The sequence below is a fragment of the Paenibacillus sp. genome, from assembly GCF_048976745.1.
GTDB lineage: Bacteria > Bacillota > Bacilli > Paenibacillales > Paenibacillaceae > Paenibacillus.
Genome location: NZ_JBHGUU010000005.1, coordinates 480,004 through 506,405, shown reverse-complemented (window position 1 = coordinate 506,405; position 26,402 = coordinate 480,004). Strand labels below are relative to the sequence as shown.

The window sequence follows — 26,402 nt, the reverse complement described above, 5'->3', positions numbered from 1 at the left end:
CTGAGAAAGGCGGATTAAACCGATGCAACGTTTGTATAAATGGCCACTAACCCTGCTTGTATTCCTTTTGGTTATCACCGGGTGTAATAATGCTGCTTCAGTAAGCAACGGCTCGTCTGGCGACGAAAAAGTGCTGACCATCGGCAATACCATTGATAATGTCACGTTTGATGTCCACGATCATGGCAACACACAAACCGAATCCATTCATGTCAATCTGTTTGAGTACCTTGTCAAAAAAGATGCTTCCGATCCCAAAAAGAAGCTGCCGGGTCTTGCTGTTTCCTGGGAAAGAACAGATGATCTGACATGGCACTTTATTCTGAAAGAAGGGGTCACATTCCATAATGGAGACCCGTTCACCGCAGCAGATGTCAAATTCACCCTGGAAAGGGTAGCACGGGACAAATCCCTCATCGATTATCCCTCGTATAATATCATCGACCGGGTTGAGATCAAGGATGATTACACCGTTGATATTATAACGAAAGAGCCTGACCCCATCTTGCTATCAAGGTTGAGTCGAATAAGCTCCGGCATTTTGCCAGCCAAGTATTTTCAGGAAAAAGGTGTTGAAGGTTTCAATGCGGCTCCGGTGGGGACAGGACCCTACAAGTTTGATCGATGGATTAAGGACGACCGGGTTGAACTTGTCAAAAACGAAAACTACTACGCTGGAGAGCCAAAATGGGACAGGGTCATCTTCCGTACAATACCCGAATCCACAACACGCATATCCGAGCTGCTTACGGGTTCGATTGATATCGCTGTGATTATTCCTCCGGGAGATATCCAGCGGGTCAAGGACAGTGGCAAAACGTATTATACGGATCTGGAGAGTGCCAGAGTCCAAAGCTTGCTGGTGCGTCAGACCCCCGGAACTGTCACCGCAGATCCTAAGGTGCGGGAAGCGATTGAGCTTGCAATCGACAAACAAACATTGGTGGACAATGTGCTTGAAGGTGCAGGAGTGCCAACACAAGAAGCAATCGGGCCTGGTATTTTAGGATTTAATCCGGATTTGTTCAATACCAATCTCTACGATCCGGATCGTGCCAAGCAATTGCTTGTGGAGGCAGGTTATGCAAACGGAGTTGAGCTGACGCTTAGCAGCCCGTCTAGCACCAAAGAGGTCGCAGAGGCCATCGCCGCCTATCTGACAGAGGCTAACTTTAAAGTGAATCTTGAAATTCTGGAGCAGACACAATACAAGCAGCGAGACAATTCCAACACGTTTAAGGAACTGGCCCTGCAAGGCAAAGGAAATTCCATGTTCGAGGCCCCGCTTCAATTGGAAGTGTTCAAATCGGAAAATGCCAAAGGACAAACAGACTATAACAATCCAGAAGTTGATGAACTCCTGACTGAAGCCTCTGTGAACCTGGACGACCAAAAAAGGGAAGCTCAGTACCAGAGAGTCCAATCTATTCTGGCGGAAGAGCGTCCAAGAATTTTTCTGTATCAGAATAAATTCAATTATGGCGTGAGCAACAGGATAGACTTTACGCCACGTGCGGATGAGATGTTCTTCGCAGAAGACATTACCCTGAAAGAATAGGCAACAACGTAAAGAAGGATTGGAGGGGATGGATTTGGCAAAATCCATTCAGACAGAAGCTTCACTGGTTATGCCGGCTCACTCATCCCATGAGGAACCGCAGCAACGTAGAGGTAACTGGAGGAACTTGTTCCAGAGTAAGACCGGGGTGGTGGGCCTGGTCCTGCTTCTGATAATCATATTACTATCACTCGCTGCACCTTATATTGCGCCACATGATGCGTCAAAGGCAAATATTGCACAAAAGCTTCTTCCCCCTGCTTGGATAGAAGGCGGAACTTGGGAATACGTCCTGGGTACCGATGGGCTGGGCCGTGATATTTGGAGTCGGATTTTATATGGATCACAGGTCTCACTTATCGTCGGTTTTAGCGCCGTGATTATTTCAGGACTCATCGGTATTGTGCTTGGCCTTTTGGCCGGATACTACGGCTCGTGGATTGATGCCATCATTATGCGTGTGACAGATGCTTTTGTCGCCATTCCTACCATTTTGTTCATGATGTTGTTCATGTTCGTACTTGGGGAAGGGGTAGGGACCTTAATCTTTGTCATTGGCATTACAGGCTGGGTGAGCTATACCCGATTGGTCCGAAGTGAGGTACTGAGTGTACGAGAGCGTGATTATGTGCGTGCAGCCCGTGTTAGTGGTGCCAAAACACGTCGAATTATAGGGATTCATATCCTGCCCAATATTAGTTCCTCCATTATTGTCATCGCTACGATTAATGTAGGCAGAGTCATTATATCGGAAGCCGCTTTGAGCTTTCTTGGATTGGGCATTCAGCCGCCGGCTGTATCATGGGGAGGCATGCTCAGCGACGGGAGGCAATACCTGGCTACAAGCTGGTGGGTAGCTACACTTCCGGGACTGGCCATTACCATCACAGTACTGGCGATTATTTTTGTTGGAGATTGGTTACGTGACTGGCTGGACCCCAAATTGAAATAGGCCGTATGGCAGAGTGGCTCATCCAAAATTCAGATTCGAGGTGATGTGTCTATGTCTATGCCCGAAACGTTGCTGGAAGTGAAGAATCTCCAAACCTCTTTCAGAACAAGGGAGGGGGTCATTCCTGCAGTCAACCGGGTTTCTTTTGAAATAGGGAGAGGTGAAACCCTTTGTATTGTCGGTGAATCGGGTTCAGGCAAAAGCGTAACCTCATTGTCGATTATCGGTCTGCTTGATTCACCAAACAAAGCGGTTACTGGTGAGATCAAGTTAAAAGGGCGTAATCTCCTTACCTTGAGCAAAAACGAAATGAGGAAAATTCGTGGCAGCGAAATTGCCATGATCTTTCAGGAACCGATGACTTCGCTCAATCCTGTATTTACGATCGGCAGCCAAATTGCCGAGTCACTCCGGACGCATACGGGGTTGAAGCGAGGTGAGGCCAAGGCTAGAAGCATCGAATTATTAAGAATCGTTGGCATTGCACACCCGGAAAAGGCATATCACTATTTTCCCCATCAGCTATCCGGGGGTATGAGACAGCGAGTGATGATTGCATCCGCATTATCCTGTAATCCAAGTCTGCTCATTGCAGATGAACCTACAACAGCTTTGGATGTTACCATCCAGGCTCAGATTCTTGAAGTGATCAAAGACCTGAGCAACAAGCTGAATACGGGCGTGATCCTCATAACGCATGATCTTGGGATCGTTGCCGAAATGGCCGATCGGGTCATCGTCATGTATGCAGGGGAAATCGTAGAAGAGGCACGGGTTGAGGATCTGTTCGATCGTCCGCTACATCCTTATACTTCCGGCCTGCTAAAGTCGCTGCCCCAGCTTCATATCGATCAGGAAGAGCTCTTTTCGATTAAGGGCACGGTACCGAACCTGCAGCAGCTTCCTCCCGGATGCGCCTTTCAGTCCAGATGCCCGTTCGCCACAAGCAGGTGTGGAACAGAGAAACCGGAACTTGAGTGGATTGAAGCAGGGCATAGGGCAAGATGTTTTTATCCGCTGAATTAGGGAGGGATAAGGTGAAAAGTGCATTGCTCGAAAATCATAAAGAACCATTATTGAAGGTACAGGGCCTAAAAAAATATTATCCCTACAGAACGGGCTGGCTGGGTGCAAGGAAGGGACACATTCAGGCTGTTGACGACCTCAGCTTCGTTGTGCACAAGGGAGAAACGCTTGGCATTGTAGGAGAATCGGGGTGTGGCAAATCGACGTTGGGGCAGCTGATACTTCAATTAGAGGAACCAACAGAAGGAGAAGTATGGTTTGCGGACCAAAGGCTGACGGGCATGAGCGAGAAGAAGCTTGGCAGCATACGTTCAGACTTGCAATTGATCTTTCAGGACCCCTATTCTTCATTGAATCCAAGGCTTAAAGTCAGGGACATTATTGCAGAGCCGTTTCGTATCCATGGTCTGCCGAAGGGAGAGTCTTTAGAGAGCAGACTTGCAGAATTAATGGAAACGGTTGGTCTGGCCAAGTATCACTTGGATCGGTATCCACATGAATTCAGCGGTGGGCAGCGGCAACGAATCAGCATTGCCAGAGCGCTGGCATTAAGACCCAAGCTCATCGTGTGCGATGAAGCTGTATCTGCACTGGATGCATCGATTCAGGCACAGATCCTTAACTTGCTCAGGAAGCTACGGCGAGAGCAAGGGATCACATTTATTTTTATTGCCCACGGTTTAGCCTCCGTCAAATTTGTCAGCGATAAAATCGCAGTCATGTATCTTGGCAAAATCGTAGAGCTGGCAGACAAAAATGAGTTGTTCAGCCATCCAAGACATCCATACACCCAATCCCTGTTGTCAGCAATTCCTGTATCGCATCCACGGGATAAAAAGCAGCGAATCGTGCTGAAAGGGGATGTCCCAAGCCCATCGAATCCACCCAACGGGTGCAGGTTTCATACGAGATGTCCGATAGCGCAGGAAATTTGCAGGAATCAATCCCCTGAACTTAGGGAAATCACAGCAGATCACAGGGTATCGTGTCACTTTCCGTTATAAACATTATATGAAAGTTGAGGTGAGGCAAATCAATGAACAGGAACCGCCAGATGATATTGAATTTTTTCATGAATAGCACAGGCTTTCACGAAACGGCTTGGAGATTGCCTTCGGCTGAACCAGAAGGCGTCACTTCATTTTCGCTGTACAAAAAAATGGCGCTGATCGCTGAGCAGGCCAAATTCCATACCGTATTTTTGGCCGATGCCTACGAACTTGGAGAGAATATGAAACATCAGGCGCTTAGCCGTCTGGAACCGTATACTCTTTTATCCGCATTGGCAGGGGTTACTGAACGAATTGGTCTTGTAGCAACGGTATCCACTTCTTATACAGAGCCTTATCACACGGCCAGACTGTTCGCTTCCCTGGACCATCTGAGCGGCGGCCGGGCAGGCTGGAATATCGTGACAACGGGTATCGGGAATACACATCTTAATTTTGGCCGCAAAGAAAATTATGAGCATAACGAGCGATATCAGCGTGCATTGGAGTTTGTACAGCTAGCCACTAAACTATGGGACAGCTGGGAAGACGATGCGCTCAAGTTTGACAAGGCCCAGGGCTTGTATGCGGATGTGGAACGTATTCATGCGGTGAGACATCAAAGTGAAATATTCTCCGTAGAGGGTCCATTGAATCTGCCGCGTCCACCACAGGGATACCCGGTTTTGGCCCAAGCAGGTTCTTCGGAGGATGGCAAGGAGCTGGCGGCGCGTATCGGAGAATTGATATATACAGCCCAGCAGACATTGGCAGATGCCCAGGCATTTTATACCGACGTCAAGTCCCGGGTAGAAAAATACGGACGCCATCCGGATGATGTAAAGATCGTTCCAGGAATCAGCGTAGTCGTGGGCGCAACCGAATCGGAAGCAAAAGAAAAAGAGGCCGAGCTGCGTGAATCCATTATTCCTGAACTGGGATTGTATCGGCTCTCCAAGCGGTTAAAGGTGGATCTGTCCTCTTATCCGCTTGATGGGCCTGTGCCTGAGCTTCCCGATCCTGCAACCATTAATGAAAACCGAAGCCGATTTGAACTGATGAAAAATATGATTGAATCTGAAAATCTTACCATTCGCCAGTTGATTGAAAGGGTGTCTGGTGGCAATGGCCACCGCACTTTTGCCGGTACGGCCGAGCAGGTGGCAGATGAACTGGAAGAGTGGTTCACGAACGGTGCATGTGATGGCTTTGTCATCCGGCCGCAGGCACTCCCTTCCGGCCTTGAGGATTTTGCCAAATTGGTGATTCCTGAGCTGCAGCGCAGAGGATTGTTTCACAAGGAGTATCGCGGAAATACGCTTCGCGAGAATCTCGGACTTGCCCGTCCGGCCAATTCGTTTGCAGTTCAGAGCCAGCGAAATAAGGGGGTGCAGCTGATATGAGCAGGGGAAGAACACTGAAGCTGGGATTATTCGTGCAAGGTGCGGGCCATCATGTGGCGGGTTGGCGTCACCCTAAGGCACTATCCGGGAGCGAAAATTTTGAATTGATCAAGCAGGTTGCGCAAAAGGCGGAGCAGGCAAAGCTGGATATGATCTTTTTGGCGGATGGACTTACGACATCTGCAAGCAGTCCGGCCTCCGTTGTAACGCGTTTTGAGCCGATTACGCTATTGGCGGCCTTGTCAACGGTAACCCAGCAGATTGGTTTGGCCGTTACAGCTTCCACGACGTATTACGATCCGTTCAATCTCGCGCGTCTTATCGCTTCGGTGGATAAGCTGAGCGGGGGCCGGGCAGCGTGGAATGTAGTGACTACGTCTACCCCTGAAGCAGCCCAAAATTTCTCCAACACAGCACATCTGGAGCACCACTTGCGTTATGAGCGTGCGGCTGAATTCGTCGAGGTTGTTAAGGGACTTTGGGACAGTTGGGAACAGGACCCTTACCTTGTAAACAAGGAGACTGGTGAGTACATCGACCCAAGCAAAGTGCACGAGTTGAATCATACAGGCAAGCATTTTGCTGTTAAAGGTCCATTAAGTGTGACCCAGAGTCCGCAAGGTCATCCTGTCATCATTCAGGCGGGGTCATCGGGACCAGGGCAAGAGCTGGCTGCACGGATTGGAGAAGTCGTGTTTACAGCGCAACAGTCTTATGCAGATGCCCAGGCATTTTACGCAAGCCTTAAGGGGATGCTGCCGAAGTATGGCCGTTCTCCAGAACACCTGCATATTCTTCCCGGTTTGTTTCCCGTCATCGGCAACACGGAAAAGGAAGCCAAGGAGAAGTATGAGGAACTTCAGCATTTCATCGATGATTCCCGAGCCTATGCGACGCTTGAGGAACGTTTCCAATATGATCTGAGCGGTTACTCCCTCGATGATCCAATACCGGATATCCCAGAGTCGGATGGTCGCAAGAGCAGACCTCAGCTTCTGATGAAGCTTGCCAGAGAAAAAGGGCTTACCCTGCGGCAGCTGTACCGTGAGGTTGCGGGAGCACGCGGGCACCGCATTGTGGTGGGCACTGCAAACCAGTTGGCTGACCATATTCAGAAATGGTTTGAAGGTTATGCTGCGGACGGCTTCAATATTATGCCTCCTTTCCTGCCAGACGGGTTTGATGACTTTGTTGAGGGCGTTATACCGGAGCTACAGAATCGCGGGTTATTCCGAACCGAATACGAAGGCAGCACGCTTCGGGAACATCTCGGTTTACCTGTACCCCAAAACCGCCATTCTATCGTTCCCACCCTATAAATAAGTTGAGGAGAGAAGAATCATGTCTGATATCGAGGTAAAGAACATTTTCCTTGGATTGCCAACGACCTGTATTTCAGATGTACTCGGGGGGCTGACCAATCTGGATTATGCGATCAAACCGATCGATCCCCAGCACAGAATCGTTGGGAGGGCCTTTACGGTGAGCATTCCCGCAGGAGATAATCTAACCGTTCTGCAGGGAATACGGGAAGCCCAGCCAGGAGATGTGCTGGTGATTGCAGCTCAGGGCGATACTCGCCGGGCTGTTGCAGGTGACTTCGTTGCAGGGCTGGCGCAAACCTTCGGACTTCAGGGGATGGTCGTTGACGGCGTCATTCGGGATATTGAAGGGATTCGGAACCTGAATTTTCCCGTTTTCAGCCGAGGCACAACGACGGCAGCGTCCAATAAGTACGGGGGTGGGCATACGAATATTCCGGTCTCGGCAGGAGGGACCAATATCCGGCCTGGTGACTGGATCATTGGAGACATCGATGGTGTGGTGACCGTTCCTAGGGAACAAGTGCACGAAGTAGCAAAGGCTGCCAGAAAGAAACTAATTCAGGACGAAGAACGCAGCAGCGGCATCCAGAGGGATAAAATTTTGGCCGGAATCTATATAGATAACCTGTTGGGGGCAATTCCTCAATCCAATTAATAATGTCGTTTCAGCTATTAGCTGTCTGAGAAATAAATGTAGTTGCTTAGAAAGGTCGCCAAATGGCGGCTTTTTTTCTTTTTTCTCCCTGGTCAGGGCGTTCCGTATTTTGTATTTGGGCAAACTAAGGGAAAATATGCATGGCACCCTGTCCATTTCAGGTTAATAATAAGAAGGAAAGTAAGATATTAGCGATTTGATGATTCAAAATGCGATATAATAAGCGTATTGTATACGTGAAATTTTACATAGATTTAAAGAAAGAGAATAACGGAGCTGATGGTAAGAACGTGGTGTAGGATCGCCTGAACGATGCTCCGAGCCGGAGGAATGCTTATGATCAAGCTGTTGTACTACTTGAAGAAGTACCGAGTTGCCGCGATTGCAGCCCTGGTCATGATGTTAATTGAGCTTGCTGTGGAGCTGGCTCAGCCTTATCTGATCTCCAAGATCATTGATAACGGGATTCAACAGGGAGATTTAGCTGTCGTCTGGTTATGGGGCGGCGTGCTGGTTGGCAGTGCTGTGGTAGCTTTTGCTGCCGGCATTGCGAGTTCGTTCTTTGCATCCCATGCGAGTCTGGGGTTTGGATACGATCTGCGGGAGAAGCTGTATGAGAAAGTGCAAACGTTCTCTTATGCCGTATTCAACCGATTCGCGACATCGTCCCTGATCACCCGATTAACGGGGGATGTGACCCAGGTTCAGGACACGGTCTTCATGAGTCTGCGATTCATGACACGTGTGCCGCTAGTGGTTGTGGGTAGCATGATTATGGCAGTCATCGTAAACCCGAGGTTGGGTCTGCTGCTGGTTGTCATGGTTCCTGTACTGCTCGTCGTTGTGGTGTGGATGATTAAAAAGGCAGCGCTGCTGTTCCGCAATGTGCAGCGCAGACTGGATGCCGTCAACGGAGTCATCCAGGAGAATCTGACAGGCATTCGGCTGATCCGTGTCTTTGTACGGATGGGCCATGAGATCGAACGCTTTGCCGGATTCAGTGGCAAGCTGATGAAGGGCACGATCTCCGCGCTACGCCTGACGGAGACCACGATGCCGTTCATGCTGCTGATGATGAACGTATGTATCATCGCCGTGCTCTGGTTTGGACGAGTAGACATCGCCTCCGGTAATGCAACCGTGGGTGAAGTGGTTGCCGTCATTAACTATTTGCTTCGCACTATCGGTGCCATGTCTGCATTGTCATGGATTCTGGTAACCTTCTCGAGAGCAAGCGCCTCAGCGCAGCGGCTGAATGAAGTGTTTAATACGGAGGATACGTCAGAGACTGAACAGAATAAAGCGGTAGCAACGTCTGCACCTTCTGCCGGATCTATGAAATCTTCACATTTTCCTCAATCTGTATACTCTTCGAAGAAACAGCGCGCTGTGCAGGGAGCGGTTGAATTCCGCAGCGTAGGTTTCAGTTATCCGAATAGTGAAATTACAGTACTGGATAACATCACGTTTACTGCAAAAGCAGGGGAACGTATTGCGATTATGGGAGCAACAGGCTCAGGCAAATCTTCACTGGTGCAGCTTATTCCACGGTTATACACAGAGGATCAAGGCAAGGTACGAATTGATGGTATGGATGCAACAGAACTGGATCTGTCCATGCTGCGTGGTTCAATTGGTTATGTGCCTCAGGAGGTTGTCCTGTTTACCGGTTCCATCCGGGAGAATATTGCCTGGGGTCAGGAAGATGCTACCCTGGAGGAGATTGTGGAAGCGGCGAAGCGCGCCCAGATTCATGAGACCATTGAGAATTTGCCAAACGGTTATGATACATTGCTGGGTCAACGGGGAGTGAATCTCTCCGGTGGACAGAAGCAGCGACTTTCTATTGCACGAGCACTGGTGCGCAGGCCGAAAATTCTGATTCTGGACGATAGCACGAGCGCACTGGATGTAGCCACAGAAGGCCGACTGCTGGATGCGTTGGAAGAATTGTCGTGTACGACGTTTATCATCACCCAGAAGATCAGTTCGACGACATCGGCGGATCTGATTCTGCTGCTTGATGATGGACAACTCATTGGACAAGGGAAACATGAAGACCTGATGGAATCGTCAGAGCTGTATCGTCGAATCCATGAATCACAATACGGGGAGGGTGCACAGCATGTTCAAAGCATTCATTGAGCCTTTCCGTCAGCCGCCACCGCCCATTGATCCACAGACGTTACGATCAGGCGGTGGCCGCAAACCCAAGGCACGGGCGAAGAACTGGTCAGGAACGCTAGGTCGCATCTGGACCTATTTGGCACGGCGTAAAGTCAAGCTGTCCATGGTACTGTTGATGGTATTTGCCAGCTCTGCCCTTGCTTTGCTTGGCCCCTACATGGTGGGGGTGGCCGTGGATGATTTCATCGCGGGTGAAGCCGGCTCAAGCTGGACTCGGTTTCTGATTGGATTAACGGCAGTGTACGTTTTGTTCTCTCTTACATCCTGGTTACAAAACATATGGATGATCGAGATTGCACAGGAAACCGTGTTCCGCATGCGGTATGATCTGTTCTCCCATCTGCACAAGCTGCCGATTCCATTCTTCGGTAAACGCCAGCAGGGGGAGATTATGAGTCGGGTGACCAATGATATCGAGAATGTCAGCGGTACGTTGAACAGCTCGGCGATCCAGATTTTTTCGAGTGTATTAACGCTGCTTGGAACGTTTGGGGTTATGCTCTGGCTCAGTCCGCTGCTGACCCTGCTAACCTTTATCGTTGTGCCTTTGATGGCGATCGGCATGCGTTGGATTACGCGCAGAACCGGACCGCTCTTCAAGGAGCGGCAGCGCAATCTCGGTGAACTGAACGGTTACATCGAAGAGACATTATCCGGGCAGCGGATCATTAAGGCATTCTCGCAAGAGGAGCGGGTGATTCGCGGTTTTGAGGAACGGAATACACGCATCCGGATTTCCGGTTTCTGGGCACAGACGATCTCCGGTTTTATCCCGAAACTGATGAATGGATTGAATAACTTGAGCTTTGCGATTGTTGCGGGCATCGGGGGTATTCTGGCAATTCAGGGTTCGGTTTCGGTCGGAGTAATTATTATCTTTGTGGAATATGCTCGTCAATTCACCCGTCCGCTGAATGATCTGGCAAACCAGTGGAATACATTATTGTCCGCAATTGCGGGGGCTGAGCGTGTATTCGAGGTATTGGACGAAGATGAAGAAGCGAAGGATGAAGGGGCAGCGGTATCTCTGGACAAGGTGGAGGGAGCCGTTCGTTTCGACAAAGTATCCTTTGGATACGATGAAGGACGTAACATTTTGCATGACATCAGCTTTGAAGCCAAACCGGGTGAGATGATTGCCCTGGTAGGTCCGACCGGAGCGGGGAAAACAACATTGATTCAGCTATTATCCCGTTTTTATGATCCGACAGGAGGCACATTAACGGTAGATGGACGCGACATGACCACCATTCGGCGTGAGAATCTGCGGTCCCACATGGCATTTGTACTACAGGATTCATTTCTATTCCAGGGCACGATTCGGGAAAATATTCGATTTGGCCGCCTGGACGCGACGGATGAAGAGGTGGAAGCAGCCTCCCGTCTGGCGAATGCCCATTCCTTCATTGTGAGAATGAAGGACGGGTACGACAAAGTGCTCCAGGCCGACGGAAGTGGCATCAGTCAGGGACAGAAGCAGCTGCTCGCCATTGCCCGGGCAATTCTGGCGGACCCTTCCATCCTTGTTCTGGACGAAGCGACGAGTAGCATCGATACTGTTACGGAGATTAAAATCCAGGAAGGACTGCAACGTCTGATGCAGGGACGGACCAGTTTTGTCATTGCCCACAGACTGAACACGATCCGCCAGGCCGATCGAATTCTGGTGCTGAAGGATGGGCATTTACTGGAGCAAGGCTCGCATGAAGCGCTGCTGGAACAAGGCGGGTTCTACAGCGAGCTGTATTACAGTCAGTTGCGTAAAAAGGCGCAATAGCTTTGGATAATATGTGACATGAATTAGAAAGCTTTAAAAAGAGTAAAAGAGCAGGGATGAGGGCACGATGCTCCTCAGTTCTGCTCTTTTTGCATATTTTATTGAATAAACGTGGGAAATGGAACTGTGATTGTATGTTAAAATAAGGATATATTGGAATAGGTCCGTTTTTAAAAGGTTGCCGGCGGTTTTGAAGAATGAGAAAATTGCTGCCTATAGTCATCAAGTAATGCATTAACAGAGAGGAGGGCAATGCAGAATGGAATTCAAATTTGGGAATGCTGCTATTCTTCTCCCCCCTTTACACATTACGATTATCGCAATCATTATTATTATCTTTCTGGTAAGGTGGAGCAAGCAATTAGAAACAAGACGTTTTACGGTTTTCTTTTATTTTTTGATTAGTACATTCATTACTCCGATTTATTCTCAAAGTACAAGAGAAGGTGTCTTTGAGCTATGGATTCCTTTAGGATTTATCGTGGTTTTCTTGTATTTAATTCGCAACGAACGAAATCATCCATCTAAAATGAAAGCGAGTATCTTAGGATTTTCCATAGCAATATATCAGTTAATTCTTCAATATATCGGATAACGGGACGTGTCAGGATAGATCAATTAGAACAAGTAAGCAATAGGTTGAAAACAAAAGAGCAAATCCTGTATCAGGATCTGCTCTTTCTCATTTAGCTGCCAACAACATGCCAGTTATCCGCCTGCTCCACTGTTAACGGCTGGTGTCTGCGGATGTAATCCTCTACCAGTGCGGCCATATCTGTCGCGCCTTCGTGCAGCACTTTTTTACCTGGATACATCGCATAATCCCCGCCGCCAGCAGCACGGTAGCTGTTCATCACCACAGAGTACATGCCATCCATGTCCATGGCTTTGCCTTCACGTTCCAACTTCACAACTCGACTACCTACAGGCTGGGAGATATCCAGCTCGTATTCAATGCCAGCCCACATATCGTAATTATAATGCTGAGGTTTGGGTTCCATATAAGCCGGATTGACTGCCACCTCGCCAGAAACATTTACTTCAAAGTAACGAGCCGTTTGTTCCAACGCCTCCCGGACATCCTGACCACTCAGCTTCAGCACCGTCAGAGTATTAGGATAAATGAAGTTGGATAACACGTCCCGTACGGTGATGTGACTCCCGAAACCACGGGCTTCTTCACTTAGCATGGCGGTATTGGAGAGCTGCGCTCCAGTCGCTTCCATCTGCACTTGATGTACAAAAGCAATAAAAGGATGCGCCTTAAGCCGCAGAGCCGTTGCATTGGAGATGGACAAATCCCCAGCAACCTCGCCAATCGGTTGATCCAGCCATGCTTGTGCTTCAGCTTCCAGCTCGTCCGTAAGCTTCATAATCGTAGCATCAGGCTTAATTTCCTCATTATGTTCATCCAGAAGCAACAACCGAGCCTTCTTATCTGTAATCTTCCATTTCCCGCTCGATGATTGCTCCAACTGAACGGAGACGTGCCCCGCACCATTTCCGCTGAATCCTGGCTGAATGACGGTTACGCCGTGGATATTAGCAGTAAGCTGACGATGCTGATGTCCGGTAAGCAGCACATCGATGCCTTCAATGTCTTGGCAGATGGCATAGCCTTGATTTTCTCCAGTTAACCGTTCGGCAGGCTCTCCTGTTTCCAGATCACTCTCAAACCCGCCATGATAACTGACAACCATTACATCTGGTTGTTCATGCTCGCGTATATAGTTAACCCATGTACGAATGGTCTCCAAGGCATCAAGGAACTGCAGACCTTCAATATTCTTCGGATGCTCCCAGTTCGGGATATAATGTGTCGTTGCACCCAAGAGTGCAATTCGAACACCGGAGGAGAGTGTCTTCATTAGATAGGGAGGGCCGAAGGCTGGCAGAGCTGCGCCTGTTGGTAGATCTGTCGAAGATTCTGATCCATTGGCTCTTGTGTGCTCATCATGCACAATGTTGGCTGACAGCCATGGGAAGTTGGAAGCGTCAACTGCTCGGCGCAGCAGATCCTGACCATAGTTGAACTCGTGGTTACCCATCACCGCAGCATCATATCCGAGTTCATTCAGTACTGTGATGAAGGGATGCCCTTCGTTGTTAGAAGTCTGTGAAGCTGCATAAGAGGCCAAGGGTGATCCTTGCAGCAGATCCCCGTTATCCACCAGCATCAGTTCAGGTGAACGTTCGCGTTCCTTACGAATCAGGGAAGCCAGCAAGGCAAGCCCAGCCGGGCGGTACGCATTGGTATTGTAATGAATGGGGCGAATTGCCCCGTGCAGATCACTGGTATACAGAATATCGAAGCTTGCCGTAGGGTGTATGGATGTCATTTTACAATCTCCTCTAATATATAAGTTCTTCCCATATCTTCAACCATAATGAGCCTATTTTAACAGACTACAAGTCGCGCTGACAGCCTGACAGGAAACTTTACAAAACTCCAAATTTCGTTTCACATCGCGCAAATATTTGGCAATTATAGTAGACAAGTACTGAAAAATAGAAAATCTTTGGAGGGTGTTCGTTTGAAGAAGTCTGCTTTATTTTTACCATTGTTGATTTTGGTTCTGTTTCTGAGTGCTTGTGGGTCTGGTAGTACAAATGGTTCGGCTAACGGAGAGAATTCGAGTTCCAATGCATCCGGTACGGCGACGACAGAGACAGAGAAAGCTGTCGAAGGTTATGTGCCAACGGAACTGACGGTTCAATTTGTTCCTTCCCAGAATGCAGACACGCTTGAAGCCAAAGCAAAACCGCTCGAGAAGTTGCTGGGTGACAAACTAGGCATTCCGGTGAAAGTCAGCGTATCCACGGACTACAACACGATTATTGAAGCAATGGCTTCCAACAAAGTAGACGTAGGTTTCTTGCCTCCGACAGCTTATGTACTGGCAAAAGAAAAAGGCGCTGCACAGGTTATTTTGCAAGCACAACGTTTTGGTGTAAATGATGAGACAGGTGCTCCAACCGAACAGTTGGCGGATTCCTATAAATCCATGTTTATCGTGAAAAAAGATTCACCGATCCAATCCATCGAAGACCTTAAAGGTAAAAAAGTCGCTTACCAAAACGTAACGTCTTCCGCAGGTTATGTATGGCCAGCAGGTCTGTTGCTCGACAGAGGCATTGACCCATTGAAAGATGTAACACCTGTAACGTTGAAAGGTCATGACCAGGGTGTGATCGCTGTATTGAACGGTGATGTTGATGCAGCAGCGATCTTCCAAGATGCCCGCAACACGGTAGCCAAAGACTATCCGACTGTATTTGAAGATACACGTGTACTGGCGTTCACTGAGCCTATTCCTAACGATACCATTGCCGTTCGTACCGACATGAATGCCGATTGGACTGCGAAGATCAAACAAGCCTTCATCGATATCGGTAAAGATACGGAAGGTCACCAGATCATCAAAGAAATCTATACGCATGAAGGTTATGTAGAATCCGATGATAGCAAGTTTGAGATCGTTCGTCAGTATGGCGAAAAAGTGAAAGGTGAATAATTTGGATCCAAAAGTAGTTCGGGATCTGTTCACTTTGTAGTAGCTTTCTTGGATGGGAACAGCTTAATCGTAGCAATGGACAGGCCAGTTCAGCGTGATCTACGCTGCGCTGGCTTGTGCCATTGTAGCAAGCACTTAGGTAGGGTTGATCATTATGAATGAAAGAAGGATTATTGCCATGATTGAGCTTCATAACGTTACCAAAACTTACGCTAACGGCACCAAGGGCCTGGATAATATTAATCTAAAATTTGAGCAGGGGGAATTCATTGCTGTAGTGGGTCTGTCGGGTGCGGGTAAATCAACTCTCCTGCGATCCATTAATCGGCTGCACGACATTAGTGAGGGCGAGATTCTGATTAACGGAAGTTCCATCACGAAGGCGCAAGGCAAACGGCTGCGCATGATCAGACGTGACATCGGCATGATCTTCCAGAGTTTCAATCTGGTGAAACGGTCCAGTGTACTACGTAACGTACTCGCTGGGCGAGTTGGATATCATTCCACCATGCGAACCATTCTGGGTCGTTTTCCCAAAGAGGATATTGAACTGGCTTTCACTGCGCTGGATCGGGTTAACATCTCGGAGAAAGCCTATTCCCGTGCAGATCAGCTATCCGGTGGACAGCAACAGCGTGTGGCTATTGCCCGTGTACTGGCACAGGAAGCGAAAATCATTCTGGCCGACGAACCGGTTGCGTCACTCGATCCCCTTACAACGAAACAGGTCATGGATGACCTGAAACGCATCAATCAAGACCTCGGGATTACCACCATCGTCAATCTTCACTTTATCGATCTGGCGAGAGAGTATGCGACCCGTATTGTCGGATTGCGAGCAGGTGAGGTGGTATTCGACGGTCCGGTGGAAGAGGCAACGGATGAGCGCTTTGCAGAAATATACGGCAGAAAGATTCTGGCTGACGAATTGTTGGACAAGCAGGCTGTGCATGAGCAGGGAGAAGTTGTGATATGAAGGGGCAGTCCAACGTTCCACTTCAGAATGCAGGCGGAGTGGGCAAGGAACCTGGTTCCAGCCCGGCTCAGGTTGTGAATCGCCCGAAACCGCCTGGGCGTACGAAACATCTGCTCACCTTCGTGATCATTCTGCTCCTTCTGTGGGCCAGTGCGAAGCAGACAGATGCCAGCTTTACGGAGTTGTATGAAGGTTTTCCCAACATGCTGGACCTGCTGAAGGAGATGTTCCCACCTCGGTGGAGTTACTTTGATAATATCGTGCAAGGCATGCTGGAAACGATCCGAATGGCCCTGATCGGGACAACCATTGGTGCCATTATTGCGATTCCGATCTCGATCATCTGTGCCGGTAACCTGATGCCGAGCCGCTGGATCTACTATCCGGCACGTTTTCTGCTGAACCTCATTCGGACCGTGCCGGATCTGCTGCTTGCTGCTCTATTTGTAGCCGTATTTGGTCTGGGCCCAATCCCCGGAATCCTGGCGCTGGCTGTGTTCTCGGTAGGTCTGATCGCGAAGCTCACGTATGAGACACTGGAAACGATTGATCAGGGGCCGCTGGAAGCGATGACGGCTGTTGGTATGAACCGGATTCAGCTCATTGTGTATGGCGTGGTGCCGCAACTGGCTGCCCAGTTCACATCCTATGTGTTATATGCCTTTGAAATTAATATACGTGCCGCTGCCATTCTCGGACTGGTGGGAGCCGGAGGAATTGGGCTCTATTATGAGGCCACACTTGGATTCCTGGAGTATGACAAGACCAGTGTAATCATTCTATTTACCCTTGTCATCGTTCTGATCATTGATTATGTAAGTACTAAGCTGCGGGAGAAATTGCTATGATGAAAAACGAAACAAGCCGCATCCGGCCAAAACCACGGAAGAACCCGCTTCGCTGGGTCATTGTGTTACTGCTGATCCTTGTATATGTCTGGGCGCTCGCAGGCGTACCGTTTACTGGCTTTAAGGAAACCGCTGGTCAGATTATGAAGGCCATTGTAGCCGGTATTTTCTCACCGGACTGGGATTTTGTATACTTGCCAGAGGGTGAAGACCTGCTTCGGGGACTGCTCGATACACTGGCGATTTCCGTGTTGGGAACCGTGATCTCGGCTGTACTCTGTATCCCGTTTGCCTTCTGGTCTGCCCGTAATATGAGTGGGCATCGTTCCATCTCCGGTGCAGGCAAAATGGTACTCAGCTTCATCCGCACGTTCCCTGAGATTATCATGGCCTTGTTATTCATCAAGGCAGTGGGTCCCGGATCATTCGCAGGGGTACTCGCCCTCGGATTGCATTCCATCGGCATGTTAGGCAAATTGTACGCCGATGAAGTTGAAAATATCGACTACGGCCCATCTGAGGCGCTGCTTGCCTCCGGAGCCAATCGCATGCAGCAGTTGTGGTTCGCCATTCTGCCGCAGGTTATGCCTGGATTCCTGAACTATACCTTGTATCGGTTCGAGATTAATGTACGCTCTGCGACCATACTGGGGGTAATCGGCGCAGGGGGGATTGGTACACCGCTGATCTTCGCGTTAAGTACTCGGAACTGGCCGCGAGTAGGGATTATCCTGCTGGGGATAATCGTGATGATCACGATTATCGACTTGATCTCGGGGTATATTCGTAAGAAGCTGGTGTAGGGTTTCTGTGGGGCTACGAAGATAGTGGTTCTACAAAGTATACTAGATAATAAAGTAAGAACAGATAATAGAGTAAGAATAGAGGGCTATTCTGTGCCAGAATAATGGCAGGGATAGTCTTTTTTGTGTCTGCAAATCAACAACAGAATGTTTTATTGCCGTGCTGATCATTATTCAATAAGGATGTTCAAAGAATATGCAGACCGAGGATTGAATTAATTTCCAATTACATGTAGTATTAATAGATTCCTATATAAAGGGAATTAAGGATATTAATCGATATTCCTCATAGATAACCATTACAAGTAATCAGTTTTTCAAAAGGAAGGTGACCTATGGAATTATTTCAATATATATGGATTGGGTTTATGGTACTCCTGTTACTCTACAGAATGTTCTTTCAGAAGTTTAAAAAGCATAACATAGAGAATATTGGACTCAGTGCAATCCTAATCGTTTTCACGGGAAGCGCTTCGCTTACACACATGAACTTGATCTTTGTCATCAGTGTCATCGCCGTGGCTGTTTATGCTGCTGTATGGAACAGTATCCTAGGTTGGAAGAAATGGAATGAACCGGAACGATTGAAATGAATCAGCGCTTTGCATCTTCGCTAAGTTAAGGCATTTAAACCATGTAGCGTAGCTTTGCTTTGCAGGAGCTGGGCTAACGAACTTGAGAGCACTTATATTGCCTCATAAGGCCTCACTGGAATTCTAACGAATCGTAGTGACGCTATATGTTGCATTTTGTCCGTTTTGATCCTTTGGTTGCTGCAATGTAGTTCAATAGCGATGCTGAGGTTCGTTAGATTTTGGAATTCGGTCAAAATGGCTGAATAAGATCTGTCAGGTTCGTTAGGGCCTATGGAGTGCAGCAATTTGGAAGGCAGAGGCCGACAGAGTTATCATTAGCGCCAAAATTGCCATTAGTGTCATAAATGCAATAAGTGCCATTACTGCATAAGTACCACAAGCGTCATAAATGCAATTATTGAAATAATCTCCATAATTGTCTTGAGTGTCTTAAGTGCCATAAATGCCACGAGTGTCTACTTTCTGGCCAGGGGTCCTACAGGCATGATCATCAATAAACGCAACCAATTCACCCGTTTTACCGACACATGTGTCCTTCCAACCAAAAAAACCGAAACCAGGTTGCCCTGTGAATCAGGCAATGTTGGTTTCGGTTTTTTGTTGCTTGGTTAAACGTTAGGCTTCTTTATTAAGACTTAGCTAGCCAAAGGCAACGCTTTGGTCACTTGAACCGTGATCGTCTCTGTGCTAGTTACGCCTGCGGCGTTGATCAGCTCAGCACGGTACGTATATGTTCCGTTAGCACGACCGGACACGTTCGTTGTTGCACTTTGAGAAGCAGGTGTAGCGGCTTTCAAAGTTTGTGTATCAATCAATACATCATTCTCATAGAGACGGTATTCGGTTGCGTTCGTACCCCACCAGAGGTTCATGGATACGCTGTAGTTGCCATCACCATCCCAGTTGTTTTGGGACAATGTTGCTTTGCCAGGGGAGGCGTTCGTTACTTGTACCGTCAGCACGTCACTGCGTGTTGTGCCTTTGTCATTGGTCAGCTCGGCAACGTAAGTATATGTGCCATTCGTTTTGCCAGTAATGGCCGTTTTAGCAAACTGTGAAGAAGGTGTAGCCGCAGTCAACTTCTGCGTATCAATCAGAACACCGTTCTCATACAGTTTGTACTCGGAACCATTTTCACCCCACCAGAGGTTCATGCTTACGTTATACGCACCTTCGAACAAGCCAGTCGTATATCCATTATCAGAAGAAAGCACTGGTTTACCCGGTGCTCCTGCAGCTGGAGTGGAAGGCTGTTCGCCTCCACCTTGATCTTCAGCAGGTACAAAATCATTCAAGCTTCTAGGTTTCAATTGATATACGTCTTTGAAAATAGCAGAAACGCCTGTGATATCAATTTTGTCCCCAGCAGTATAAGGGAAGGAAGTCTCCGTCACGCCTGTACGGGTGTCTACACGGATATGTGTAGTTGCTCCGTCCGCAGCCACTGCGTCAAATTCGAAAGATCCAGCCGGTGTAGCGCTGATGATATTCTCAATCGTTACATTTTTCAGTTGAACCAGTTGTCCTTGGTTCCCATCTGTAATGGCTGTAACTTCGATTGGAGCAGGTACGGAAGCCGTGCCTGTTTTCTCAATCGCAACGATGTCCGTAAGCTCGAACTCGCTGTTATAGATGGTTGTTGCTGCGGTTACTTTTACAGTGTCACCTGCATGAAAGCCACTTGTGTGCTGGAAGACATAAATTCCGGCAGTTTCATCTTGAAGATAGAAGGCTTGTCCACCGAATGCACCTGGTTCTGTCGTTACAACACCTTCGATGGTTACGGTAGTACCGACAGCTTTGGTGCGTGCTTCAGCAACGGTAATCGCTGCTGGAATCGGTCCTTCTTCTTCCGGAAGCTGCTCTGCTGGCACATTGCCAACGGTTACTGCATTGGTAATCAGGTTACTGCCGTTCAGACGCAGACGCAGGCTCGCAGCGCCAGTTGTACCCGGTTTGATACGTACATTCAGATCTTTGATCCCGCGACCTTGGCTATCCGAGGTTACACTGAATGTGGAGCTGTAACCGTACGATGTCGGCCAAGTACCACTTTCATTCTGAATCATGGCTACCTGTGTTCCGCCAGTCAGATAGATACCAGCACTATAACCGGATACGGTTGTGTTTGGAGCCATGTTCTCCACAACGACACGAATCTGGAAGTCTTCTGCATTCGGAAGCGTATCCTGTTTCACGAAGCTGTAAGAAGCATTTGCGCTGGATGCAGGGCCGCCGTAAGAACCAGCCTTGAACGTGGAACGATCGTACCACTTGTATCCGGCAGCAGGTGCGGCCCAAGGTTCAGCCTGTGGTTCTGTAGAAGCAGCCGGCTCTTCGAATGGCAACAGCGCTGTAGCTGTATCCAGTTCAAGTCCGTTTACTTGAGTGAAGTCCGTGTAGTTCTCTTGTGTAGCAAGCCAGTTCACCGTGTTCACGAGCAATACGGCATCATCGACTTCTTTGAATCCGTCATAGGTTGTTTTGCGTGTGCCCGTCTCTTCACGCAAGTATTTAGGCGATGCATCTTCTACTGGAGAGGAGTCACCGATGAAGGCAGCCTTACCTGCTCCAAGCTTGGATACGGCTACGTAAGGACCTTCTTCGATCCCGCCGCCGTTGTATACGCCTTGGTCCACCGCGTTGTTCCATTTTGCGTTGGTTTTTGGCAGGTACACAATGCCTTTTGCCTTTTCCGGATCAGTGATTGCGAGGGTTGAGCCGGCATGCATGGCTACAGCCGACACGCCTTCTGTGATGCCGAAGGCTTGATCTGCCGGTACAACGATATTGGCATTGATATCGCCAAGTGCGTTATAGCGGAATCGTACGCCAAAATTATCGGACAACCAGTCCGAGCTGGTGATGTTTTGCATGGCTTCAGAATTACGCTCATCTGTGCTCATGCCTTTGGCTGGATCTTCGAATGCTCCACGACGATAACCGTTGATAACTTCAGAGCCATCCCAGCGGTTTTTATTACGGTCTGCATTATAGTGATCTCCAACGAAGAAGATGCTGCCGCCTGTTTCAACATATTGTTTGAGTGCTGCCTGTTCGGATGTTTTGAAAGGAATTTGAGGCTCTGCAATAACGAATACGTTATACTCTTTCAGATCATCATAGGTAAATGGAGTCGTCTTGCGAAGTTCTTTGACATAATAACCATCATTCGCGAGTGCATTCCCGAAGTCAGAGAAACCTCCATCGATGACCCAGTCTGCTGCTCCAGCCGTCTGGCCGTGTGAGTTGTCGAACAATACTTTCTTGCCTGCATTTTGGTTCACAACCTTCGCTTGGATGAATGGTGCCGGGTCTGTCGGTCCTTCCGCATGAACCGATGCATCTCCGTTCCATAATCCGATCTGAAGCGGCAAAGCCATGGACAATGCGAGGAGTGATTTTAGAAATACTCCGCGCATACCTGTTAATTTACCCAACCAAATCCCTCCCAAATATTAGTTAATTCATGAGTTCGTCCATATTCTACCACATGAAAATCTCACATAGTCATAACAATTTGTAAAAATTAACTCGATATTTGTAAAATTGGGTCTTTTGACATATCCATAGGTATTTCGATCCTGTCTTAACACTCCCATCCGGCGTCACTGTTGATTTTGCATAAAAAAAGCCATCTCTATGAGATGACTTTGGCCCGAATTCGATTGACGGCATGGAAGACAGAAGACTTAATCATGCCTTCACTGCGATTCACCAGCTCTGCCGTTTCCTTGATGGAGTATCCGTGGATAAGGCGAAGTTCTAATATTTTTCGGTGTTCCGTGTTGTTGATATGGGAGACAAGATCATGAACGCCTTCATTGATTTCAAGTTGGGGTGTATCGAGGTGATGGGTAGGTACCTCCAGACGGCTGTCACGTTTAAGTGTACGGGTTCGCCTGCGGAAACTGTCCATGGCAAGGTTTCGGGCAATCCGTTTGAGATAATAGAGGAGTCGATCTTCAGGGATATCTACGGTCACATTCATCAGTCGAATGAAGCAATCCTGAGCCAGATCTTCTGCGTCTTGTGGCTGTTTGACGATATGGGATAGATACCGAGTGATTTCTGATTTATAGTTGACATAAGCATCGTTGATTTGTGCAGTGTTCATATGATGTGAATCCCCCTTGGATACAGATCAGGCTTGGGTCCGGTCTGGTATGAGTCTCTTATGATCCAAGTATATCGAGAGGTTGTTTCCAAACGGTTCAGAGTTGTATCGAAGTTGTAACATTTCGTGCTTCCCTCTATTCAAGCACAAGGCTTGGGATACAAAATATAGGCAGATGAAATCCATAGAGCAGGGAGATTACGAGGGTATCATGAGACCAAAAGAGATTTTAATTATTGAGGATGAGGAGTCCATTCGAGATATTTTGTCCTATTCGTTACGCAAGGAAGGATTTGAGATCAAGGAAGCAGCTACGGGTAAAGAGGGGTTGAATCTGCTTCGGGATTCGAAGCCGGATCTGATCCTGCTGGATCTGATGCTGCCGGATATGAGCGGTTTTGATGTGTGTCGGCAACTGTCTGTGAACTCCAAGATACCCGTCATCATGATCACTGCGAAGTCTGACATGCTGGACAAGGTACTTGGCATGGAGCTTGGGGCGGATGATTATATCACGAAACCTTTTGATATCCGTGAGGTGGTTGCGCGCATTCGGGCGATCTTTCGCCGGATTGATCTCATCAGCGAGACGCTGGAGAATCAGTCCTATGAGGTGGTCAGGCTTGGCAAGCATATTGAGATTCGCAAGGATGAACGGGAAGTGTGGAAAGACGGGGAACGCGCAGGACTCACCAATAAGGAATATGACCTGTTGTTATTTCTCGTGACCCATCATCGTAAGGTACATACACGTTCTGAACTGCTGGACAAGGTATGGGGATTTGATTTTGCAGGAGATACCCGAACGGTGGATATTCATATACAACGAATTCGCAAGAAATTGGATAGTGGTGTGCAGGGCATTTCGATGATCGAGACTGTATTTGGTGTAGGGTATAAGCTGAATATTCAGGTGCAGACATGAAGTGGACCATCCAGTTCAAAATGGTGGTGCTCTTCTCGGTCATCGTCTTTATCGGATTCTCCGTTCTGCTGATTCTGTCCAATAAGGTGGCACAGGAGAATATGTACCGGGAAGTGCATGAGGACATGGTGCAATCGAAGAAAAATCTGGATATCGCGCTGAATCAGTACTTCCTGATTCATAACAAACGCATGAGCAGAGACTCGCTCGAAGCAGGAAGCCGCGAGCTTGCGGAGCAGATTGGTTCAGCCGTTGGCGGAAAAATTACCGTATATCGCCCTGATGCTTCGCCATACGGATCTACTGGCAGTGAAGCTAATGTCGCTAAGCGGTCTGACCATCCTGATGTGAAGGCGGCCATACAATCCAAGATCGCGTATACCACAGTTGTGGATAAAGGTCGGGTCACCTCCAGTCTGTCCTTTCCGCTTCAGATGGATCAACAATTGATCGGAATTGTGCAGATGGAGAAGGATTACACGGATTTGTTCAAACGCAACCTGCGTTTTCAAAATACGATCAAATTGTTCGCAGCGGTGATTTTCGTATTTGTATTTATCGCCTCCATCTTCATTTCCCGGAAAATCACCCAGCCTATCCGTGTACTTACGAAACGTTCTGCGGAAGTGGCTCAGGGGAGTCTGAATGCAGACATTCAGATAACCACCAAGGATGAGATTGGTGAACTGGCTTCAAGCTTCACCATCATGATTGATCGTGTGCGGGAGCAGATTGATGTGATTGAGCGAGAGCGGGACGAAGTGAATCAAGTACAGGCGCGAAGCAAAGTCTTTTTTGACAATGTGACACATGAACTGAAGACACCACTAACGACCATTCTGGGATACGCCCAGATTTTGCGGGATAACGGATTTACCGATCAGGATTTTTTTGACAAAGGCATGAATTATATTATCAAGGAAAGCCAGCGTCTCAACACGATGGTTGCGGATATCCTGGAGGTCTCGGTCTCCTCTGCGGTCATTCAGGCGTACCGATTCGAACGTATCGATGTATCGGATATTATTCGTGAAGCTTGTGAAGACATGTCGATTAAGGCGGGCAAGTACAATATAGGCATTCATTATGAGCTGGAGGAACATCAGTATCTACAGGGCGATCGGGACAAGCTGAAGGAGGTATTCCTCAACGTTCTGGATAATTCGGTTAAATACAGTGATGTCAATTCAATCATTGAAGTACAATCCTTCCGGTTAGGTGAGACTATCGCTATTGTGATTCGTGATCAGGGGGAAGGAATTGGTGCTGAAGCACTCCAGCATGTATTTGAACCCTTTTACCAGGATAAGGGAATCAACAGGGCGGAGAAGGGCAGCGCCGGACTGGGCTTGTCTATTGTGAAAAACATCGTGGAGCGTCATGGAGGAACAGTGGAGATGAAGAGCATCATGCGGCAAGGGACACAAGTAAATATCAGTCTTCCGGGGGAAATGAACGCATGAGACATCCTGGATTTTGGCGTAAACACCGCGACATATTGATGCTGTCCGGGCTGTTGATCACATTTGTCAGCGGAATTTTTGGGATTGGAAGCCTGTTCAGTATCGCAAATCTCAAACCAAGAACAGTAATTTTGCCAAGTCAGCAATTCAACAGCCGTTTGGCGCCACCGCCGAGTAGTACAATTCAGATTGAGTCGGCTACGAAGATTCCGAATGACTTTGCAATCTTTGATTTTGAAGTGGTGGATCGAAACACGATTATCATCAATCATTTGGAACCCTCTTACTCACGACTTCAGCTATCTCTCCTGCATCTGGATGATAACGCAGTGAAGAGCATTGCGAGTAATACGGATTATGGCGTTGCGCTAAGCCCGGATCACAAGAAAATCATCTACTCTCAGTACCGAGCGGGGCAAGTGCAGAAGACGACGTATGAGTATGTGATTGAGAGCGGGGAACGTCGCAAGCTTCCGAACGACAACTCGTATTATAGAGTGTTTACAGGGAACCAGTCCTACATCGGTCAGGATGATCTTTTGTTTAAACAGGTCGATCTGAGCCAGGAGACGAGTCAAGTCATCTACACGCAAGAAGAGCTGATGAGCATATTCACAGGATCAACACAAGGGAAAGATTCGAAAGATACGTTTATCGTTACGGATGTGTTGCAGGTCAGTGAAGATCTGAAGCAGTTCTATATGCTGGTGATGCTGAAAGACAGTTATGCCATCTATCAGGTGTCGCTTGAGGGTGAGCATGAAGTAAAGGCGTATGCTGCAATGGAGGACATTCAACAATTCAGGTTGCTGAAAAATGGGGACATGCTCATCCAGGGGACGAGGAATAAGGTGCAGGGGCTATATCGGTATCGTGCCGCGCAGGGGCAGTATGATCTGGTATTACAAGCTTCCATCTGGAACTTCGAACTGGATGCAGATGAGTCTCGAATCGCTTATTTTTATCCCATGGATAATCAAAATCTGAAGAATGAGCTGCATATTGCCTACCTGAACGAGAACAAACTTTCGTCAGATACGGTCATCTACCGCAATATTGATAGCTTCATCAATCTGAAATGGAACAACGATGAGCTATTTGCAGTGGGCAGCACGATGGATAAAAGTGAGATGTACCGCTTTAGTTTCAGAGCCTGGTAAGCTGCGGAAGGTTATATAAATATAAGGCCTTGGTCTGGTGGAGCTGGCGATAGCGGCTCTGTGGACAAGGTCTTTTTGTTTCGACATTTTACAAGTTGGATACAACTCCGGCCAGCCCGGATACATC

Annotated in this window: 21 protein-coding genes; 18 read left to right on the top strand and 3 right to left on the bottom strand. The window is 48.1% G+C overall.

Annotation, left to right across the window (positions count from 1 at the left end; translation table 11 throughout):
* The first annotated feature begins 22 nt into the window (after positions 1-22).
* The 10 genes from ACE3K2_RS05990 to ACE3K2_RS05945 all read left to right on the top strand — a co-directional run bounded on the left by ACE3K2_RS05990 (position 23) and on the right by ACE3K2_RS05945 (position 12,467).
* The gene (locus ACE3K2_RS05990) at positions 23-1,558 is read left to right on the top strand and encodes an ABC transporter substrate-binding protein (RefSeq protein WP_421887913.1); all 1,536 of its coding nucleotides are present in this window, start codon (positions 23-25) and stop codon (positions 1,556-1,558) included.
* A 70-nt stretch (positions 1,559-1,628) separates the two neighbouring features.
* Positions 1,629-2,510: an ABC transporter permease gene (locus ACE3K2_RS05985; protein WP_421888386.1), complete on the top strand. Its 882-nt coding sequence runs from the start codon at positions 1,629-1,631 to the stop codon at positions 2,508-2,510.
* 57 nt (positions 2,511-2,567) lie between these two features.
* Positions 2,568-3,536, top strand: a complete 969-nt coding sequence (locus ACE3K2_RS05980; RefSeq protein ID WP_421888384.1) for an ABC transporter ATP-binding protein — start codon at positions 2,568-2,570, stop codon at positions 3,534-3,536.
* Between the two features lie 11 nt (positions 3,537-3,547).
* A complete protein-coding gene (locus ACE3K2_RS05975) occupies positions 3,548-4,540 on the top strand; it encodes an ABC transporter ATP-binding protein (RefSeq protein WP_421887909.1) in 993 nt (330 codons plus the stop codon).
* 32 nt (positions 4,541-4,572) lie between these two features.
* Positions 4,573-5,928 carry an LLM class flavin-dependent oxidoreductase gene (locus ACE3K2_RS05970; protein ID WP_421887906.1) on the top strand — a complete coding sequence of 452 codons (1,356 nt, stop codon included), beginning with the start codon at positions 4,573-4,575 and terminating at the stop codon, positions 5,926-5,928.
* Complete coding sequence (locus ACE3K2_RS05965) at positions 5,925-7,247, top strand: LLM class flavin-dependent oxidoreductase (protein ID WP_421887903.1); 1,323 nt, start codon at positions 5,925-5,927, stop codon at positions 7,245-7,247. The genes ACE3K2_RS05970 and ACE3K2_RS05965 overlap by 4 nt, the downstream gene beginning before the upstream one ends.
* Before the next feature lie 22 nt (positions 7,248-7,269).
* Positions 7,270-7,908, top strand: a complete 639-nt coding sequence (locus ACE3K2_RS05960) for an RraA family protein (RefSeq protein ID WP_421887900.1) — start codon at positions 7,270-7,272, stop codon at positions 7,906-7,908.
* Between the two features lie 336 nt (positions 7,909-8,244).
* Positions 8,245-10,053 carry an ABC transporter ATP-binding protein gene (locus tag ACE3K2_RS05955; RefSeq protein ID WP_421887897.1) on the top strand — a complete coding sequence of 603 codons (1,809 nt, stop codon included), beginning with the start codon at positions 8,245-8,247 and terminating at the stop codon, positions 10,051-10,053.
* Positions 10,034-11,872, top strand: coding sequence for an ABC transporter ATP-binding protein (locus ACE3K2_RS05950; protein ID WP_421887895.1), 1,839 nt, complete (start codon positions 10,034-10,036; stop codon positions 11,870-11,872). Before ACE3K2_RS05955 ends, ACE3K2_RS05950 begins: the two co-directional genes overlap by 20 nt.
* A 259-nt stretch (positions 11,873-12,131) precedes the next feature.
* Positions 12,132-12,467, top strand: coding sequence for a hypothetical protein (locus ACE3K2_RS05945; protein WP_339303805.1), 336 nt, complete (start codon positions 12,132-12,134; stop codon positions 12,465-12,467).
* Positions 12,468-12,558: 91 nt separating this feature from the next.
* On the opposite strand, the gene ACE3K2_RS05940 is transcribed toward ACE3K2_RS05945, so the two are convergent.
* Entirely contained in the window at positions 12,559-14,211 is a 1,653-nt protein-coding gene (locus ACE3K2_RS05940) for a bifunctional metallophosphatase/5'-nucleotidase (RefSeq protein ID WP_421887893.1), read from the bottom strand.
* Positions 14,212-14,391: 180 nt separating this feature from the next.
* Between ACE3K2_RS05940 and ACE3K2_RS05935 the strand changes: the two genes are divergently transcribed.
* The 5 genes from ACE3K2_RS05935 (at position 14,392) to ACE3K2_RS05915 (ending at position 18,607) form a co-directional block, all read left to right on the top strand.
* A complete protein-coding gene (locus ACE3K2_RS05935) occupies positions 14,392-15,387 on the top strand; it encodes a phosphate/phosphite/phosphonate ABC transporter substrate-binding protein (protein ID WP_421887890.1) in 996 nt (331 codons plus the stop codon).
* Between the two features lie 178 nt (positions 15,388-15,565).
* Positions 15,566-16,363: a phosphonate ABC transporter ATP-binding protein gene (gene phnC / locus ACE3K2_RS05930; RefSeq protein ID WP_339308744.1), complete on the top strand. Its 798-nt coding sequence runs from the start codon at positions 15,566-15,568 to the stop codon at positions 16,361-16,363.
* The gene (phnE, locus tag ACE3K2_RS05925; RefSeq protein WP_339303802.1) at positions 16,360-17,211 is read left to right on the top strand and encodes a phosphonate ABC transporter, permease protein PhnE; all 852 of its coding nucleotides are present in this window, start codon (positions 16,360-16,362) and stop codon (positions 17,209-17,211) included. The genes phnC and phnE (ACE3K2_RS05925) overlap by 4 nt, the downstream gene beginning before the upstream one ends.
* The gene (gene phnE / locus ACE3K2_RS05920; RefSeq protein ID WP_339303801.1) at positions 17,208-18,014 is read left to right on the top strand and encodes a phosphonate ABC transporter, permease protein PhnE; all 807 of its coding nucleotides are present in this window, start codon (positions 17,208-17,210) and stop codon (positions 18,012-18,014) included. The genes phnE (ACE3K2_RS05925) and phnE (ACE3K2_RS05920) overlap by 4 nt, the downstream gene beginning before the upstream one ends.
* Before the next feature lie 335 nt (positions 18,015-18,349).
* On the top strand, positions 18,350-18,607 hold the full coding sequence (locus tag ACE3K2_RS05915) for a hypothetical protein (protein ID WP_339303800.1): 258 nt from the start codon (positions 18,350-18,352) through the stop codon (positions 18,605-18,607).
* A 638-nt stretch (positions 18,608-19,245) separates the two neighbouring features.
* Here ACE3K2_RS05915 and ACE3K2_RS05910 read toward each other — a convergent pair.
* Positions 19,246-22,032: a DUF5689 domain-containing protein gene (locus tag ACE3K2_RS05910; protein WP_421888381.1), complete on the bottom strand. Its 2,787-nt coding sequence runs from the start codon at positions 22,030-22,032 to the stop codon at positions 19,246-19,248.
* A 218-nt stretch (positions 22,033-22,250) separates the two neighbouring features.
* Positions 22,251-22,727, bottom strand: a complete 477-nt coding sequence (locus tag ACE3K2_RS05905) for an RNA polymerase sigma factor (protein WP_339259133.1) — start codon at positions 22,725-22,727, stop codon at positions 22,251-22,253.
* Positions 22,728-22,938: 211 nt separating this feature from the next.
* On the opposite strand from ACE3K2_RS05905, the gene ACE3K2_RS05900 reads away from it, so the two are divergent.
* From ACE3K2_RS05900 to ACE3K2_RS05890, 3 genes are read left to right on the top strand one after another with little or no spacing between them, the layout of a single operon-like run.
* On the top strand, positions 22,939-23,652 hold the full coding sequence (locus ACE3K2_RS05900; protein ID WP_253430918.1) for a response regulator transcription factor: 714 nt from the start codon (positions 22,939-22,941) through the stop codon (positions 23,650-23,652).
* Positions 23,649-25,115 (top strand): sensor histidine kinase, encoded by a 1,467-nt coding sequence (locus tag ACE3K2_RS05895; protein WP_421887886.1) that lies wholly within the window; start codon positions 23,649-23,651, stop codon positions 25,113-25,115. The genes ACE3K2_RS05900 and ACE3K2_RS05895 overlap by 4 nt, the downstream gene beginning before the upstream one ends.
* Positions 25,112-26,275, top strand: coding sequence for a hypothetical protein (locus ACE3K2_RS05890; protein WP_421887883.1), 1,164 nt, complete (start codon positions 25,112-25,114; stop codon positions 26,273-26,275). The genes ACE3K2_RS05895 and ACE3K2_RS05890 overlap by 4 nt, the downstream gene beginning before the upstream one ends.
* Positions 26,276-26,402: the final 127 nt, after the last annotated feature.

Bases quoted from the DNA above. Each gene is read 5' to 3' on its own strand.
- ACE3K2_RS05990 (WP_421887913.1), top strand. From the start codon at position 23: ATGCAACGTTTGTATAAATGGCCACTAACCCTGCTTGTATTCCTTTTG.
- ACE3K2_RS05985 (WP_421888386.1), top strand. From the start codon at position 1,629: ATGCCGGCTCACTCATCCCATGAGGAACCGCAGCAACGTAGAGGTAAC.
- ACE3K2_RS05980 (WP_421888384.1), top strand. From the start codon at position 2,568: ATGCCCGAAACGTTGCTGGAAGTGAAGAATCTCCAAACCTCTTTCAGA.
- ACE3K2_RS05970 (WP_421887906.1), top strand. From the start codon at position 4,573: ATGAACAGGAACCGCCAGATGATATTGAATTTTTTCATGAATAGCACA.
- ACE3K2_RS05965 (WP_421887903.1), top strand. From the start codon at position 5,925: ATGAGCAGGGGAAGAACACTGAAGCTGGGATTATTCGTGCAAGGTGCG.
- ACE3K2_RS05960 (WP_421887900.1), top strand. From the start codon at position 7,270: ATGTCTGATATCGAGGTAAAGAACATTTTCCTTGGATTGCCAACGACC.
- ACE3K2_RS05955 (WP_421887897.1), top strand. From the start codon at position 8,245: ATGATCAAGCTGTTGTACTACTTGAAGAAGTACCGAGTTGCCGCGATT.
- ACE3K2_RS05950 (WP_421887895.1), top strand. From the start codon at position 10,034: ATGTTCAAAGCATTCATTGAGCCTTTCCGTCAGCCGCCACCGCCCATT.
- ACE3K2_RS05945 (WP_339303805.1), top strand. From the start codon at position 12,132: ATGGAATTCAAATTTGGGAATGCTGCTATTCTTCTCCCCCCTTTACAC.
- ACE3K2_RS05940 (WP_421887893.1), bottom strand. From the start codon at position 14,211: ATGACATCCATACACCCTACGGCAAGCTTCGATATTCTGTATACCAGT.
- phnC (WP_339308744.1), top strand. From the start codon at position 15,566: ATGATTGAGCTTCATAACGTTACCAAAACTTACGCTAACGGCACCAAG.
- phnE (WP_339303802.1), top strand. From the start codon at position 16,360: ATGAAGGGGCAGTCCAACGTTCCACTTCAGAATGCAGGCGGAGTGGGC.
- phnE (WP_339303801.1), top strand. From the start codon at position 17,208: ATGATGAAAAACGAAACAAGCCGCATCCGGCCAAAACCACGGAAGAAC.
- ACE3K2_RS05915 (WP_339303800.1), top strand. From the start codon at position 18,350: ATGGAATTATTTCAATATATATGGATTGGGTTTATGGTACTCCTGTTA.
- ACE3K2_RS05910 (WP_421888381.1), bottom strand. From the start codon at position 22,032: ATGCGCGGAGTATTTCTAAAATCACTCCTCGCATTGTCCATGGCTTTG.
- ACE3K2_RS05905 (WP_339259133.1), bottom strand. From the start codon at position 22,727: ATGAACACTGCACAAATCAACGATGCTTATGTCAACTATAAATCAGAA.
- ACE3K2_RS05900 (WP_253430918.1), top strand. From the start codon at position 22,939: ATGAGACCAAAAGAGATTTTAATTATTGAGGATGAGGAGTCCATTCGA.
- ACE3K2_RS05895 (WP_421887886.1), top strand. From the start codon at position 23,649: ATGAAGTGGACCATCCAGTTCAAAATGGTGGTGCTCTTCTCGGTCATC.
- ACE3K2_RS05890 (WP_421887883.1), top strand. From the start codon at position 25,112: ATGAGACATCCTGGATTTTGGCGTAAACACCGCGACATATTGATGCTG.